The following is a 14,097-nucleotide window of genomic DNA, read 5'->3' on the forward strand; positions in this document are numbered from 1 at the left end:
TTAATGCAATCAATGTACAAAAACAACAAAGACGCATTAACTATGACAGCCGATGTAATAGCAGGGTTTTATACATCTCGCGGGAACAAAGCGGTTAATCAGGATAGTGTTAAATGCACTATCCCCGCATTAACAGAGTCTCGCTCAAAAGGGGCTGTAGCTGCTGTTGCAGACGGCATAAGTAGCAGCCAAGTCAGTCAGCATGCAAGTGACTTGGCTGTGATGCTTTTCTGTGATGAATATTTACGTACCAGTGATGTATGGTCTGCAGCCAGAGCTGGCACAAAAGTACTTGAAGTGATTAACCTTCAATTACTGGCAAAAACCCAACATAGCCAATATCAAGATAACTTTGATCAAGGGTTTGTCTGCACTTTCGCAGGGGTAATTTTAGCCAATAAGAAAGCCAATTTATTTAATTGTGGCGATTCAAGTATTTTCAGAATTAGAAACAGTAAGATTTGCCATTTTAGCCAACAGCATCGCGCAGCTGATGAATATGGGCAGCAATATTTAAGTAATGCATTGGGTATACGTTCAAACTTACAGTTAGATGTTCAGCAAATCGACCTAGTCATAGGTGATTGCTTTATTTTGGCTACGGATGGTATTACTGAGTTTGTATCAACTGAGCAATTATTGGGCTTATTTGCCAATTGTGAGAGTGAACAGCAATTGCAACATGCATGTCAAAAGGCTGCTGAACTTGCTTTGGCTAACGCAAGCGATGACAACCTGAGTATTGTCGCGATTAAAAAACGTGCCGCCGATCCCAGAGAAACGGTTGAATACACTTCTGATGGTTTTTTACCTTTGCCTGATGCCTTGAGTGTCGGTGATGTCGTTGATAATTTTAAACTTATTAATCAGCTTCACAAAAGCGACAGAAGTTCTTTATTTGAAGTTCACAACACGATCACTGGTGCCACTGCGGTGATGAAAGTTCCCTCTTTATCCTTGCAAACTGAGTTGTATTACTTAGATGAGCTAGCAAAAGAAGAGTGGTTAATTGCCAAAGTTGACCACCCACGCATTGTTAAAAGAGGGCACTCTGAGACTACACGGCATGTCTTTTACACACTGACAGAGCGAGTGCAAGGAATAACGTTAAGGCAATGGTTAAACGATAATGGTAATGCAAATTTACAGCAAGTAAGAGCATGGCTAACGCAACTTGTCTCAGCGTTAGGCGCATTGCATAGCAAAGGTATTTTGCATCAAGATATTCGGCCCGAAAATATCATGATTGATCAACACGACAATTTAACCTTATTGGATTTAGGCTCAGCCAGTTTACATGGCCTGCAATTTAGTAACAGTGATGATGTGTTGCGCATACCGGGTGACATGTTATATAGCGCACCAGAATACTTTTTGGGGTATTGGCCCGAACTGAGCAGTGATATGTTTGCATTAGCTGTGATGACTTATCATGCACTCAGCGGAACCTATCCTTATGATACTTCAGTTGCTAAAGTGTCTAATCTGAAAGAGCTACATCGACTCCAATATAAATCTTTGCTGCATAATAATTTACAGATCCCAGTATGGGTTGATGCCGCAATCAACAAAGCCTGTAAACCTGATATGCAAAAACGCTATCAAAGTATATCTGAGTTTTTGTTTGATATGCATAACCCAAATCCAGCATATAATAGAAAGCTGCCACTACTTGAACGTAATCACGTGCTCTTTTGGCAACTTGTTTCTGCTGTCTTAGCGCTGTTGTTAATTATAAATTGGGTGAGTAGCTCTGAGTGATAAAGCTAAGCAGATAACCGAAATTGCTGATGACGTATACCTAATTTTAAAGTGCGAAGTTACTTTTTGACCTTCACTAAATAGGCTTGTTTCGTGAATAAAATTCCATAATTCATTTGGTGATCTACATATTTTCTACACTTTTCAACCTTGCCTCTATGGTAATTTTTTAAGCAATAATTCATGTAGGGAATTTGGTTATGAAATTAAGTAAAAAGGTATGGCAATCACTGGCAGTGCTTGCGTTATTGGCAAACTTAGCGGCCTGTGGTGACAGTGACTCATCGTCGTCATCAGATACAGATACATCGACTAGCGATAGCAGTGGTACTGATAACAGCGGTACTGACAACAGTGGTAGTGACAACAGTGGCTCTTCAAGTAGCTCAGGTTCAATTAGTGTCAGTGACTTCAGCGATATCAGTCTAGGTGACTGTGAGCTCGATACCAGCCTAGAGTCACTCGTGTGTGCTGCAAATGCATTAATCGACACATTAGATGAAGATGAACTTGCCGATTTACAGCTTGATTATTCAGACTCTGAAGCAAGAACTGTGTGGTCAAACTTACCGACGGGCAATGTAAGTCGTAATGGTATTGAACTTGGGGCATTAGACGATGAATCACTTGAAGCGGCGATGATGGTTGCGAAAGCGGCACTGAGTGATGATGGCTACCAAGATTTCTTAGGTGTTATTGCTGCGGATGACTATTTGAATGAGTTAGGTGGTGGTTCTGCTTACTCATCTGGTAAATATTATCTAGCGTTTTTTGGCGACCCAGATGTGAGCGGCGACTGGATGTTGCAGTTAGGTGGTCACCACTTAGCTTATAACATTACTTACTTAAATGGCGATGGTTACCCTGTGCCAAACCATATTGGTACTGAACCTAAAGTCAGCTTTGAACTAGACTCGGCAAGCTATGCCCCGCTTGCGGATGAAGGTGATGCCCTCGTTGCTATGTTTGACTCGTTAAGTGAATCTGAGCTTGCTGAGGCTTACTTAAGCGGTGAAAGCTATTCAGATGTATTAGTAGGCCCAGATAACGGGAGTGGTACGTTACCAACTGATTACCCTACAGGGGATAATCGCAAAGGGATCCTTGTTTCAAGTTTAACGCAGGATCAACAAGCACTGGTTACAGCAGCAATCGAGCAGTGGATCAACGACTACCCTGAAGAAGTGGTTGAAAATTTAACGCTAAGCTATGTAACGAGTTCTGCTTATGCAGATACCTACATTGCCTGGGCTGGCACTGAATCGGCTGGTGTTGATGTGGATGTTGCCGGGACTTATATGCGTATTGATGGCCCTAACCTTTGGATTGAGGTGGCGTGTCAAAATGGGATTATTATCAGTGGTGAAACTCATTACCACACAATATTCAGGGATAAGAGCTGGGATTATGGTAATAATTTATAAACCATGAAAGCAGTAATTAATCTCCTATTTGGGCTGACCTTTTTGGTCAGCCTCTTTTGTGCCAAAGCCTTTGCCCATTCTGCTTCAACGAGTTCTGTGTTTATTGATACGCATAAACCACAGATTGAACTCGAAATTTATTTACCCCTCGATCAATTACGTTTAGCTGATGAAAGCCTATTTCCTTCACAAAGTGATGACCTAAAGCAGGTTAATTTCTCGGCTTTACAAGACTACATGCAAACACATGTAAGTATCACAACACAAAATTCTCAGCCGTTAACAGCACAAAAGGTTGATGATTTTGCTATCCATGAATTTGATAACGTACTGTTTATGGTAATGAAGATGCAATTTATCAAACCAGATAATTTTGATACCAGTGGTTTTTCTTTGCATTACAATGCCATTTTACACCGAGTTGTTACTCACAAAATTTATGTTTCGTATCGCAACGATATGCATGAAGTACTTAAAGCAAGTCAAGACATAGCAACCATAGGGCTGATCCGCTATCAGCGCGAAACCTTATTTATAGAGCCTGAAAAAATCACTGCATGGTCTCAGTTTAAGCTGATGTTTGTAAATGGTATGAGCCATATTGCAGCCGGTATAGATCACTTGCTATTTTTACTCTGTTTAATTTTGCCCGCTCCTCTAGTTAGTGCCAATAAGCGCTGGCAATCAGTGGCGCCTGTGCGCCAATGTGTTATGTCGGTAGCTAAAATTGTCACCTTCTTTACACTCGGACACTCATTAACGCTAGCTCTGACGACGCTCGGATATATTTCATTTCCTGCAAAGCCAATTGAGATTTTGGTTGCGGCGTCTATTTTAGTTTCGGCGTTAAATGCAATTAGGCCGATTTTTTCGCAGTCAGCTATGTGGATAGCATTTATTTTTGGGCTTATCCATGGTCAAGCATTCGCGATTGAAATGAGCCATATGGGGTTTGATACTCAGGCCATTATCGTCGCATTGGTGGCATTTAATCTGGGTATTGAAACTGTGCAGTTGCTAATCGTTATTTGCGTTGTACCCGTGCTAGCAATGCTTGCCAGAACTTATTTTTATAGTGCTATTCGAATTACATTATCAGTGTTGGCAATGGCGGCTGCGAGCTATTGGATTATCGAGCGAAGTGTGTAATGAAAAGGGCCTTATTTGGCCCTTTTTACTTTTAAAACAAAGTTACAAATAGGTGTTAAACCAATCAACTAGCTCTGTTTCCAGTTGTTCTTTATGGTTCATTAAAAAGTGGTTGTCACCGTCATACACCACGAGTTTATGGGGTATTTGATGCTTATCTAGCGCTTTGGCAAATTGAATTGAGTTCTCGACCGATACTCGTTTATCGTCACTGCCATGAATAAGTAATATGGGCACTTTAGGCGATAGCTTATCAACCCAGTTCATAACAGAGCGTGCTTCAAGCTCTGCTTGTTTGTTCTCTTTATAATTGGGGATACGGCGCACATACACGTTTTTTTCCATGTTAGGTCTAAACGTAAGCTCTTTGACTAAATCGGTCGGCCCAGCAATGGTTGCAATGGCTTTAATCTTGTTTGTGTGTTGCATCGTAAGGTGGGTTTGCATGCCGCCTCTACTCACTCCTAGCATACCAATACGGTTTTCATCTGCACTTGCTATGTGAGGAATAAAATCAATAAGCGCAAGTACGTCGTTCACATCTTTGCCACCAAACTCATCTAAATCATCATTTTTAGTTAATGTACCGCGGTATTGGCTGCCGATAACCACAAAGCCTTGCTCTGCTAAAGGAAATAAATTGCGCATCATTGCAGCAAAATAAACATTGCCAAAATTACCGTTACCGCCGCGGTTATAAATTAATACTGGGAGCTTATTCTTGGTGACTTTAGGTTTGATGATATATCCAAGCACCTCAACATTATCGACCTGATATTTAAAAATATGGCAGGTTAAATTCGCTTTAAAGTTATCGAACATACTTCGTGGAAAGATTTCTTCAAAGGCTTTTATGCGCTTTAAGTATGCTTCTTCGTTTTTAGCTTTGCGTTTATTCTTTTGCGCTATAAATTGGTGCCACGAATCATAGTCAGCAAAGATGCCTGTGAAGCAGTCTGTTTCTTTTGTGACGCGTTCATTGTCGATAATTTTCGCTGCGCTAGTAGAAAAAACAGCGAGAGATAAGCAGGTAGATAAGAGTAATTTATACACAACAACATCCTTATTGGTGACTAAAAGTTACAAAACCACAGTAACTTAAATGATGGTTATTTGTACATCATTAATTCAGTAACCGCTCAAGCCATTCAATCACAACGTTATGTGTTGCTGTTTCGAAGCGAGATTTTTCGGGAATGTAGTAACACAGTTTTGATTCAACATCTTGGCTATTAAACGATGTTAGTAACCCTGCATCTAGGTAAGGTTGCACTAAGGTTTTTGAGCAAAAAACCACGCCTTTATTGGCGAGCACCTGATTTATACCAAACAGTTCTTGATCGAATGTGTTTACCTTGAAACATGAATCACTTAGGTTATTTACTTTGAGCCATTGCATTAATGGTGGGGCTGGTAGGGCATTATTTTTCCATTGGCTGGTGTATAAAGTAACCTGTTTATCAAGCCAAGGGGCGCTTTGTTGCGCGTTTGCCGCAAACATATCAAAGCGCTCATATTTGATGATATCTGCTTTGTTTACTTCCTCACTATTTCCTAGCCGAACAGGCAAGGTATGCAGTTGCTTATCTAAAGTTTCACTGGTTGATATATCAAGCTGTAAATGCGGTTTTTCGTTATTTAGCTCTTCTAAAGCGGGTATTAATCTTAGGGCTGCTAGAGATGATGTTGTGGTGATGCGTACTTGGTTATGTGCTTGGCTCAATTGTTCAATTGCCGCAAAAATAAGCTTAAAGCCGCTAGTTGTGTTTTGGCTTAGGTACTCGCCTGATGGAGTTAAGGTAATCTTTCTCACTTCGCGATGAAATAAGTCAGTATTTAAGCGGCTTTCTAGATTAGCAATGTGGTGTGATACCGCTGTAGGCGTAATCGCAAGCTCAGCGGCGGCTGCTTTAAAGCTACCTAATCGCGCAGCTGACTCAAAGGCTTTTAAAGCTTGTAATGATATATGCATAGTTGAACCCGTCTAAATTTATAGATGAGTATAACTTACTTATAGTGAATTATAACTCGTTTGTTAAATGGCCCTCATTTAATGATGATACCAACACATTAACTAATGAGGTATTTACTATGACTACTCTGCTACACATTGATGCTAGTGTGCGTTCAGCTAAAAATGCAAATCCTAACCACGACTCAATCTCTAAAAATATTGCTAAGCAATTTGTAAATCATTTACAGAAAAACAATGCTATAGCTGAGTATATTTACCGTGATGTTGGGATTAATCCACCTTCATTTATTAGCCAATCCTGGATTGCTGCTGTGTTTACGCCAGCCAACAAGTTAACGCTAGAGCAAAAAGAAGTACTGGCCGAATCTGATGAATTGATAAATGAGTTGATTAAGGCTGATACCATAGTGATATCAACGCCTATGTATAACTATGGCATGCCTGCGCAATTAAAAGCATGGTTTGATCAAATCGTTAGGATCAATAAAACGTTTGATTTTGACTTGCAGCGGGGAGATTTCCCTTTGCAACCCTTGTTAACTGGTAAACGTTTGCTGGTTATAACCTCAACGGGTGAGTTTGGCTTTGAGGCCGGTGGTATACGCGAGAGTATGAGCCATTTAGTGCCGCACATTAAAACCTTGAGTAAGTATTTAGGTGTTCAGCATATTGATGAAATAGCCTGTGAGTATCAAGAATTTAACGACCAAAGACACCAACGCTCTTTGACTAATGCCTATGCTAAAGCAGAACAATTAGCGCTGAGATACGCCAATTAATAGATACAACAAAGCCGCAATAAGCGGCTTTATTTTGTAATGGGGCTTTACACTAAAAATAGGGTTTAGTGTTATTCAACCGAAATGAATACTTCAACTTCTTCACTGCTTTTATAAAACTCAAAGTCAGTTTTATATGCTCGAATATGCGGGCACTGTTCATTACTAAAGTACTGCCAAACTTGACCCCAAACATCGATAACGGTTTGTGGCATTGCTCCTTTGCCACTAAAGCGAAGATAGTTACCTGTGGCGAGTGTCGTTTGTTCTATCTCTGGCAAAGTGACTTGCAGGTCAGTACACGCAAATACATCAAACTCCCCTGTGACATCTGATTCATAATGAGTGTACACGCCATAAACTTGGCTAGATGGCGCTAATTTGGGCGATATGTCTGTGTAAAACTGCTGCCATAAGCCTGCAATTTTGGCACCTTCACCGCTCAATTCGTTTATATTGCTAGTGCGAACTTTGAGGCCAAATAAGGTCGTTGGGTTGTCGATATTGATGTGTGTTACTTGCTGATCCATTGCATTTATCCTTGCTTATTTGTTCCCGTTAAAATACCAGAGCATATGTGCTTTAACCTAGCCTTTTTTACTATTTATTTCATTAGCTATCATTTTGTAAACGGCCTTTACAGCTTAAAAAACAGTCATGGCATCCTTAACTGCATCAGGTTAAGATGGGTAAAATAACAACAAAATCAGCGGGTGTTTAATGAATAAAATCAATGCGCTTATCTACTTTTTAGCCTTTAGTAGCGGCTTTTGTATTATGGGAATTGAGCTTTTAGGCGGGCGAATTTTAGCGCCTTACTTTGGTAGTAGTGTGCATATATGGGGCAGTATTATCACTGTATTTATGCTGAGCTTATCAATCGGTTATTTGCTTGGCGGCAAGCTCTCTACTCGCAATCCTTCGTTAACTAAATACGGTCTTATTTTCTTTGTTGCGAGCATTATGGTGGTGCCGATTGTACTATTTGCCGAGCCAATTATGACCTTTATTTTCACTCATGTTGAAGACAGCCGTTATGGCTCGTTACTGGCATCAACGGCGTTGTTTTTTATCCCTACAACAATATTGGGCATGATCTCTCCTTATTCAGTGCGATTATTGGTTACCGATCATGAAAAAAGTGGTCAGGTTGCCGGTGGTTTGTATTTTGTGAGCACCCTAGGAAGCGCTCTTGGCACGATTATTACCTCTTTTTATATGGTGCTAGCTTTTGATGTTAACGACATTATTAAAACCTTTGCAGCGGTATTAGGCGCGCTTGGTTTGCTTGCAATAGCTGTTAGTCAAATAAAAACAAAGGAGCGTACTGTATGTTTAGAGTCTTAATACCTTGTTTGCTCATAGCGCTGCCCTTTAGCGGGTTGGCTGAAGTAATCCATAAAGAGCGCTCGCTTTATCGCAATATCTTAGTTGAGAAGTCTGGCGACTTACTGTGTTTAAAATTCAACGAAAAAACTCGTAAAAGTACGCAAAGTTGTATGTATGAAAGTAAGCCTAAAAAGCTGGTGTTTAATTACACCAAAATGACCTTTGCAAGCCTACTATTTATTGATAACCCGCAAAATGTATTGATCATTGGTTTGGGAGGTGGCTCACTCTCTAATACTATACATGAGCTTTATCCTGAAGCGAGTATCGAAAATGTCGAAATTGACCCTGCAGTAATAAAAGTCGCCCGTGATTATTTTAGTTTTGTAGAAACCGATAATGTGACATCTAAAGTGCAAGATGGGCGTATTTTTATCAAACGCGCTGCACTGAAAAAGCAAAAGTACGATTGGATAATTCTTGATGCCTTTAATGGCGATTATATCCCTGAGCACCTTCTCACTAAGGAATTTTTTGCAGAAGTAAAAAGTATACTGGCTGATGGCGGCATTGTTGCAGCAAATACTTTTTCATCGAGTAAATTGTACCAGCATGAGTCGGCAACTTACTTTGATGTGTTTGGTGACTTTGTTAATGTTGTGACCGATGAAAACTCTAATCGCATTATTTTGGCAGGCTTCGAGACTATGCCTAGCCAGCAACAATTAGCCGAGCGCGCCAATAAACTCGCAAATAAGTTAACCCCTTACGATGTTGATTTGCAGTTACTGCGTGAACATTTGTTTTATACTAAGGGTAATCAAGATTGGCCCGCGGATACCAAGGTACTCACTGACCAATATTCACCTGCGAACTTGTTAAATTATCAATGATCAAACACATCTTAATTGCACTTCTTTTATTAACGGGCTCTGCTGCTATGGCAGAGCAATCTTCTACTGCTCCTTTAACTGCAAGTCAGCAGCAATTGTCTAAACTACTGAGCCAATATAAAGGGAAAGTTGTGTTACTCGATTTTTGGGCATCTTGGTGTAGTCCATGTCGACGGTCGTTTCCTTGGTTTATAGCGATGCAGAACAAGTATCAACAGCAAGGGCTTGAAGTGATAGCTGTAAATATTGATGTTGAACGCAGTGATGCCGATGCGTTTTTAGCTGAGTTTGCAGTGAACTTTACTATTATTTACGACCCTGATGCTGTTATTGGCAGGCAATACCAACTTAAAGGAATGCCTAGTAGTTTTTTAATCGATAAAGAGGGCTTAGTACGGTTCCAACATACAGGATTTGTTGCTGATAAATTAGACCTCTATGAAAGTCATATTAAAGAGTTAATTGCAAAATAGTATTGTTCTTCGCATAACTCTTGCGGTTGTTCGCTTTTATCGAACATAGCTATCTGTTTTATTAATTGCATCAACATTTACTTAGCATGCTAACTACATTAAAATAGTTAGCATGCTAAGTAAATGGAGCGCATTATGTCTTCCACTCCCCCTTTTCACGAAACTCTTGATTTAACACTGTGCGGCAGTATGGGCCGTGTGCATCGTTTATGTCGCGATGCTGTCACCTTGGCGGTCGAGCCTTTGGGTCTTACTCAATCTCGTTGGACCGCGATGATGCACCTGTTTCATCTAAACCAAGGTTGCACCCAACAAGAGTTGGCAAATAGCTTGGGCATTGAAATGCCATCGTTAACTCGCACTATTAAGCAGCTTGAGCAACAAGAGATTATTGCTCGCAAAGCTGATGCAGACGATAAACGCAGTAAACGTCTGTACTTCACACAGCAAGGTCTACAATTGTTAGACACATTACAGGTGATTATCGCTGATGTGAAAGAGCACCTTTATGCTGACTTAACCACAGAGCAACTCGATACGATGGCGCATGGTTTAATTCAGATGGAGCAAAATGCCCGTCAGTGTATCCGTCATTATTCAGGAGATAAGTAACCTTATGACACCGGACCAAAAATTTGCCCGTTACGTAAAAATCTCTTTAGCGGGTTTTATTGTTTTATTTTTATATTTTGTGATTGCCGATCTGTACATGCCTGTCACACCGCAGGCCCGTGTGTATCATCCGGTTGTACAAGTGACCCCGCAAGTAAGTGGGCGCGTGACTGACGTATTAGTCACCAATAATCAAGCAGTCGAAAAGCAGCAGGCCTTGTTTAAGATTAACGACGAGCCTTTTAAGCTTGCCGTTCAGCAGGCAGAACTCGCTTATGATGATGCGAAACTACAAAACCAACGTTTAGATAGCAGTGTTAAGGCAATAGAAGCTCAGCTTGCGGCAGCACAGGCAAAACTGCATGAACAAACGCTTTTATTTGAGCGCGGTGAGTCGTTATTGAAAAAGCGCTCTATTTCAGAGCAAGAGTACGAAACAATCAATGCGAACTATCAATCAAGCAAAGCCAATGTGGCTGCGATTGAAGCGCAGCTTAGCGAGGCCAAATTAGCACGCGGTAAAATAGGGGATGACAATTTAGCGCTTCGTCATGCTCAAAACCAGCTTGAACAAGCGAAACTAAACCTGTCGTACACCACAGTGACAGCTGATACCGACGGTAAAACAGCAAACTTACAAGTAACACCGGGTACCTATGCTAATAAGGGCCAGCCGTTAATGGCGATAGTTGCTAATAAAGCTGATTTAGTTGCTGATTTTCGTGAAAAGTCTTTAGTTCACGTGCAAATTGGTAGTACTGCAAAAGTCAGCTTTGATGCGCTACCGGGCAAAGTGTTTACAGGCAAAATTGTTAGTTTTGAAGCGGGTGTGAGTGATGGCCAGCTTAATGCTAACGGTTTACTCAGTGCCACTGAAAGCAGCAACCGTTGGGTACGAGATGCACAGCGTCAACGTATTCATATTAAGCTAGATGAACACCAGATGCTGGCAAAATTTCCAAGTGGTGCGCGTGCAACTGTGCAACTTCTGCCTGACTCTAGCATTGGCAGTTGGTTTGCAAGTATGCAAATTCGCTTCATTAGTGTTCTGCACTTCATTTACTAAGGCTGGGTGAGTTATGTCAGTATTGCAACTCGATGGTAATGGCTTACGCCAAGCGCTACGCATTGCTACGGGCTCAGCATTAGGGTTTTCACTGGCAAAATTGATGAACTGGCCGAATGGCATCTTTTTCACTGTTTACCCTATGTTACTGCTCGGTTTAGTGCCTGTGCTTAACATGCATATTATTCGTCAGTTTTACGCAGGCGCGGTGTTTAGTGCGCTGTTTGTTCTGGTTGTGCAAGGGCTGTTTGCACACTTGCCTGTTGTAATGACAATGATGAGCTTTATAGCCTTTGCCTTTTTGTTCTATCAAATGAGCCGTGGCGCTAACTTTTTATTTGGCGCCACAACGGTGGTGAGTTTGTCGATTCAATTGCATTTTTCGACCTACACCGGCGGTGGTGTCAGTATTTATCCGCTGATCATTAGTAACGCTGTTGCAGTTGTCGTAACTGTGCTGTTTTCGATGCTAATGCATGGTTTATTCCCTGATGTTGCACCACGGCAAGGTCGGGTAATGCCAGAGAAAGCAAAAGAAAGTATACGCCACGAAGTATTACTTTGTTCAACCGTAGCGACTTTATCATTTGTTGTATTTCAGGTATTTGATTTACAAGACTCTATCTCTGCACAAGCAGCCTCGGTACTGATATTGTTTTCATTGTGCTGGAAAGCGGCAGGTATGGCTGCATGGCAGCGCGCGATAGGCACCTTAATCGGTTGTAACTTAGCGTTAGTGGCACAGTTATTTTTGTATAACCATACAGATATTTTGATATTTCCTGCGTTAATTCTGTGGATTTTGACCTTTATCTTTAGTCGTTATCACATAATTGGTGGCGGTATTCCGGGTGTTGGCTTTGGTATTATCACCACATTTGGTATTTTGTTTGGCCAGTCATTAGGGCCGGGGCAAGATCTGGTTTACAGCGCGCTCTATCGTTTTTCGTCGGTGTCTGTGGCCATACTATTGAGCTTATGTGCGGTGTATATAATGCATCACATCTTAAATCGCTTTGCAATGACTAGGCATCACACGTTTGATTAAAGATTAAAAAAGGGAGTTAATCAGAACTCCCTTTTTTATTGATATTTGGTTCGAAAATTGTAGGTAGAGACTTAAGTAAATCGTCTTGTTTCTTTACGACACTCTGTACACAGGTTTTTGAGGCGACATCTGCAACCCAAGCGCCCCATTGTGAACTGCCAGGCTCTTCTCCTGGGGTTGCCCACCATCTGGCTTTATAAAGAATTTCGTTGTAACAGGTTTCACTACCTTGCGGATACGCGCTTCCGGCTTGCCATGAATCTACAGCAAAACTCGACATAGGCAAAGCTGACAGCGTTATCATTGCAGCGGCAACAATGCGTGATTTCTGGCCCATACGCGGCTCCTTCATTAATGGTGAGATTGTATGACTATTATAGACGCGGCAGGATTAACCATCAATTAACTTTGTTAACAAGTTACACTTCTTTACAGTTCTGCTTATTTTTGACACGATCTTCTGATGTGAAAGTTAGAATTTTACATTTTTTCTTAATGCTTTTGTTTGTCCTCTTTTTGTTTTAGAGTCCATGCGCTTTCTCTGAGAATTTTTACTTGGTTTTGTTGCTCTTCGTTTCTTTTGTATTTGTGTTGCATTAATGATTAATTCTTTCAAACGATTAAGCGCATCTTCTTTGTTCATTTCTTGCGTGCGATGACTTTGCGACTTTATGACAATAACGCCCTCTTTGGTAATTCGAGAATCATTTAAATTAAGTAAACGTTGTTTGTAAAAGTCAGGTAACTTTGAGCGATTAATATCAAAACGAAGATGAATAGCTGTAGCTACTTTATTGACGTTCTGCCCGCCTGCGCCTTGCGAGCGGATCGCACTAAAGTCGAGTTCCCATTCATCAATTTTGACGGTATTAGAAATAATTAACATCAGGTTCAGTTAGCTATGGTAAAAAAGGTATTGTAACATTTGTAATTGGCTAAACATAATAGCTCGACTATTTGCGCCGGTTGCTAACCATTTTGAAAGAAAGGAGATCACGATGAAAGCACTACTTATTTCTATGAGCCTACTTGCGATGAGTTTTTCTAGCTTCGCAGAAGATATTACTGAAAGCCAGCTACAGCGTTATATAAAAGCCTTACCTGCTGTGGTCAATTGGTCACAAAATCAGTCTGAGTTAGATACTGTAAATCTCGGTGGTATGCTAGGTAGTTCTGATGGTGTTGACAGTTCGTCAGTAATGGATGCATTAGGCCACATCAAAGAGCATGAGCTATACACAGAGTTTGAAGCCCTGACCAAGCAATATGGTTTCACACCTGAGCAGTTAGTTACTGTTGGCTCAGAGGTATCAATGGCGTATTTAGAAAACCTTAAAGCGGGTATGTCAGAAGAGAACAAGCAACGTGTAAATCAAGCAATGAGTGGTTTACAAAGCCTTACAGCATCTTCATCTGATGCGGGTACTCGTTCAATGGCAGGTGCTTTAGAAGGTGTTAAAGCAAGTACTGCAACAGCAGATGTTAGCGAAAGTAACGTTAACTTAGTTAAGCAGTATATGCCGCAGTTAAAAGAATTGTTCGCAATGTTGCAGTAACAGCACTATCAAATAAAGAAAGCGGCGAGTGA

Annotated in this window: 16 protein-coding genes; 11 read left to right on the forward strand and 5 right to left on the reverse strand. The window is 40.9% G+C overall.

Annotated elements, in window-relative coordinates:
- Positions 1-3: 3 nt before the first annotated feature.
- From ACSFVZ_RS06190 to ACSFVZ_RS06200, 3 genes are all read left to right on the forward strand, one after another.
- Complete coding sequence (locus tag ACSFVZ_RS06190) at positions 4-1,761, forward strand: bifunctional protein-serine/threonine kinase/phosphatase (protein ID WP_435558380.1); 1,758 nt, start codon at positions 4-6, stop codon at positions 1,759-1,761.
- A 200-nt stretch (positions 1,762-1,961) separates the two neighbouring features.
- On the forward strand, positions 1,962-3,185 hold the full coding sequence (locus ACSFVZ_RS06195) for a DUF3500 domain-containing protein (RefSeq protein ID WP_435558381.1): 1,224 nt from the start codon (positions 1,962-1,964) through the stop codon (positions 3,183-3,185).
- Positions 3,186-3,281: 96 nt separating this feature from the next.
- Entirely contained in the window at positions 3,282-4,334 is a 1,053-nt protein-coding gene (locus ACSFVZ_RS06200; protein WP_188728559.1) for a HupE/UreJ family protein, read from the forward strand.
- Between the two features lie 42 nt (positions 4,335-4,376).
- Here the strand turns inward: ACSFVZ_RS06200 and ACSFVZ_RS06205 are convergent, their stop codons facing one another.
- Together ACSFVZ_RS06205 and ACSFVZ_RS06210 are read right to left on the reverse strand one after the other, a co-directional pair.
- Positions 4,377-5,387 (reverse strand): alpha/beta hydrolase family protein, encoded by a 1,011-nt coding sequence (locus ACSFVZ_RS06205; RefSeq protein WP_435558382.1) that lies wholly within the window; start codon positions 5,385-5,387, stop codon positions 4,377-4,379.
- 70 nt (positions 5,388-5,457) lie between these two features.
- Entirely contained in the window at positions 5,458-6,306 is an 849-nt protein-coding gene (locus ACSFVZ_RS06210) for a LysR family transcriptional regulator (RefSeq protein ID WP_435558383.1), read from the reverse strand.
- A gap of 119 nt (positions 6,307-6,425) precedes the next feature.
- Here ACSFVZ_RS06210 and ACSFVZ_RS06215 point away from each other — a divergent pair, with 119 nt between their 5' ends.
- Positions 6,426-7,088 (forward strand): FMN-dependent NADH-azoreductase, encoded by a 663-nt coding sequence (locus ACSFVZ_RS06215; RefSeq protein ID WP_435558384.1) that lies wholly within the window; start codon positions 6,426-6,428, stop codon positions 7,086-7,088.
- A 71-nt stretch (positions 7,089-7,159) separates the two neighbouring features.
- Here ACSFVZ_RS06215 and ACSFVZ_RS06220 read toward each other — a convergent pair whose 3' ends face one another.
- Positions 7,160-7,618 carry a GyrI-like domain-containing protein gene (locus tag ACSFVZ_RS06220; protein WP_435558385.1) on the reverse strand — a complete coding sequence of 153 codons (459 nt, stop codon included), beginning with the start codon at positions 7,616-7,618 and terminating at the stop codon, positions 7,160-7,162.
- Positions 7,619-7,808: 190 nt separating this feature from the next.
- On the opposite strand from ACSFVZ_RS06220, the gene ACSFVZ_RS06225 reads away from it, so the two are divergent.
- The 6 genes from ACSFVZ_RS06225 to ACSFVZ_RS06250 all read left to right on the forward strand — a co-directional run bounded on the left by ACSFVZ_RS06225 (position 7,809) and on the right by ACSFVZ_RS06250 (position 12,509).
- On the forward strand, positions 7,809-8,435 hold the full coding sequence (locus tag ACSFVZ_RS06225; protein WP_135926645.1) for a fused MFS/spermidine synthase: 627 nt from the start codon (positions 7,809-7,811) through the stop codon (positions 8,433-8,435).
- Positions 8,420-9,310, forward strand: a complete 891-nt coding sequence (locus ACSFVZ_RS06230) for a spermidine synthase (RefSeq protein WP_235381999.1) — start codon at positions 8,420-8,422, stop codon at positions 9,308-9,310. Before ACSFVZ_RS06225 ends, ACSFVZ_RS06230 begins: the two co-directional genes overlap by 16 nt.
- The gene (locus tag ACSFVZ_RS06235; RefSeq protein WP_199526137.1) at positions 9,307-9,783 is read left to right on the forward strand and encodes a TlpA disulfide reductase family protein; all 477 of its coding nucleotides are present in this window, start codon (positions 9,307-9,309) and stop codon (positions 9,781-9,783) included. The genes ACSFVZ_RS06230 and ACSFVZ_RS06235 overlap by 4 nt, the downstream gene beginning before the upstream one ends.
- 135 nt (positions 9,784-9,918) lie before the next feature.
- Positions 9,919-10,395 carry a MarR family winged helix-turn-helix transcriptional regulator gene (locus tag ACSFVZ_RS06240; RefSeq protein WP_135926648.1) on the forward strand — a complete coding sequence of 159 codons (477 nt, stop codon included), beginning with the start codon at positions 9,919-9,921 and terminating at the stop codon, positions 10,393-10,395.
- Positions 10,396-10,399: 4 nt separating this feature from the next.
- A complete protein-coding gene (locus ACSFVZ_RS06245) occupies positions 10,400-11,461 on the forward strand; it encodes an HlyD family secretion protein (protein WP_435558386.1) in 1,062 nt (353 codons plus the stop codon).
- Between the two features lie 13 nt (positions 11,462-11,474).
- Positions 11,475-12,509 carry a DUF2955 domain-containing protein gene (locus ACSFVZ_RS06250; RefSeq protein WP_062565449.1) on the forward strand — a complete coding sequence of 345 codons (1,035 nt, stop codon included), beginning with the start codon at positions 11,475-11,477 and terminating at the stop codon, positions 12,507-12,509.
- A gap of 16 nt (positions 12,510-12,525) precedes the next feature.
- Here ACSFVZ_RS06250 and ACSFVZ_RS06255 read toward each other — a convergent pair whose 3' ends face one another.
- Together ACSFVZ_RS06255 and arfB are read right to left on the reverse strand one after the other, a co-directional pair.
- Positions 12,526-12,846: a hypothetical protein gene (locus ACSFVZ_RS06255; RefSeq protein ID WP_062565448.1), complete on the reverse strand. Its 321-nt coding sequence runs from the start codon at positions 12,844-12,846 to the stop codon at positions 12,526-12,528.
- 135 nt (positions 12,847-12,981) lie between these two features.
- Positions 12,982-13,395: an alternative ribosome rescue aminoacyl-tRNA hydrolase ArfB gene (gene arfB / locus ACSFVZ_RS06260; protein ID WP_062565447.1), complete on the reverse strand. Its 414-nt coding sequence runs from the start codon at positions 13,393-13,395 to the stop codon at positions 12,982-12,984.
- Between the two features lie 112 nt (positions 13,396-13,507).
- On the opposite strand from arfB, the gene ACSFVZ_RS06265 reads away from it, so the two are divergent.
- Positions 13,508-14,065 carry a short-chain dehydrogenase gene (locus tag ACSFVZ_RS06265; RefSeq protein WP_435558388.1) on the forward strand — a complete coding sequence of 186 codons (558 nt, stop codon included), beginning with the start codon at positions 13,508-13,510 and terminating at the stop codon, positions 14,063-14,065.
- Positions 14,066-14,097 lie beyond the last annotated feature (32 nt).

Origin of the sequence: Pseudoalteromonas nanhaiensis (assembly GCF_051235485.1) — a bacterium.
GTDB classification, from domain to species: Bacteria; Pseudomonadota; Gammaproteobacteria; order Enterobacterales; family Alteromonadaceae; genus Pseudoalteromonas; species Pseudoalteromonas lipolytica_C.

Coding starts and splice junctions, on each gene's coding strand:
- arfB (WP_062565447.1), bottom strand. CDS start 13,395: ATGTTAATTATTTCTAATACCGTCAAAATTGATGAATGGGAACTCGAC.
- ACSFVZ_RS06225 (WP_135926645.1), top strand. CDS start 7,809: ATGAATAAAATCAATGCGCTTATCTACTTTTTAGCCTTTAGTAGCGGC.
- ACSFVZ_RS06220 (WP_435558385.1), bottom strand. CDS start 7,618: ATGGATCAGCAAGTAACACACATCAATATCGACAACCCAACGACCTTA.
- ACSFVZ_RS06230 (WP_235381999.1), top strand. CDS start 8,420: ATGTTTAGAGTCTTAATACCTTGTTTGCTCATAGCGCTGCCCTTTAGC.
- ACSFVZ_RS06245 (WP_435558386.1), top strand. CDS start 10,400: ATGACACCGGACCAAAAATTTGCCCGTTACGTAAAAATCTCTTTAGCG.
- ACSFVZ_RS06265 (WP_435558388.1), top strand. CDS start 13,508: ATGAAAGCACTACTTATTTCTATGAGCCTACTTGCGATGAGTTTTTCT.
- ACSFVZ_RS06210 (WP_435558383.1), bottom strand. CDS start 6,306: ATGCATATATCATTACAAGCTTTAAAAGCCTTTGAGTCAGCTGCGCGA.
- ACSFVZ_RS06255 (WP_062565448.1), bottom strand. CDS start 12,846: ATGGGCCAGAAATCACGCATTGTTGCCGCTGCAATGATAACGCTGTCA.
- ACSFVZ_RS06240 (WP_135926648.1), top strand. CDS start 9,919: ATGTCTTCCACTCCCCCTTTTCACGAAACTCTTGATTTAACACTGTGC.
- ACSFVZ_RS06215 (WP_435558384.1), top strand. CDS start 6,426: ATGACTACTCTGCTACACATTGATGCTAGTGTGCGTTCAGCTAAAAAT.
- ACSFVZ_RS06190 (WP_435558380.1), top strand. CDS start 4: ATGCAATCAATGTACAAAAACAACAAAGACGCATTAACTATGACAGCC.
- ACSFVZ_RS06235 (WP_199526137.1), top strand. CDS start 9,307: ATGATCAAACACATCTTAATTGCACTTCTTTTATTAACGGGCTCTGCT.
- ACSFVZ_RS06250 (WP_062565449.1), top strand. CDS start 11,475: ATGTCAGTATTGCAACTCGATGGTAATGGCTTACGCCAAGCGCTACGC.
- ACSFVZ_RS06195 (WP_435558381.1), top strand. CDS start 1,962: ATGAAATTAAGTAAAAAGGTATGGCAATCACTGGCAGTGCTTGCGTTA.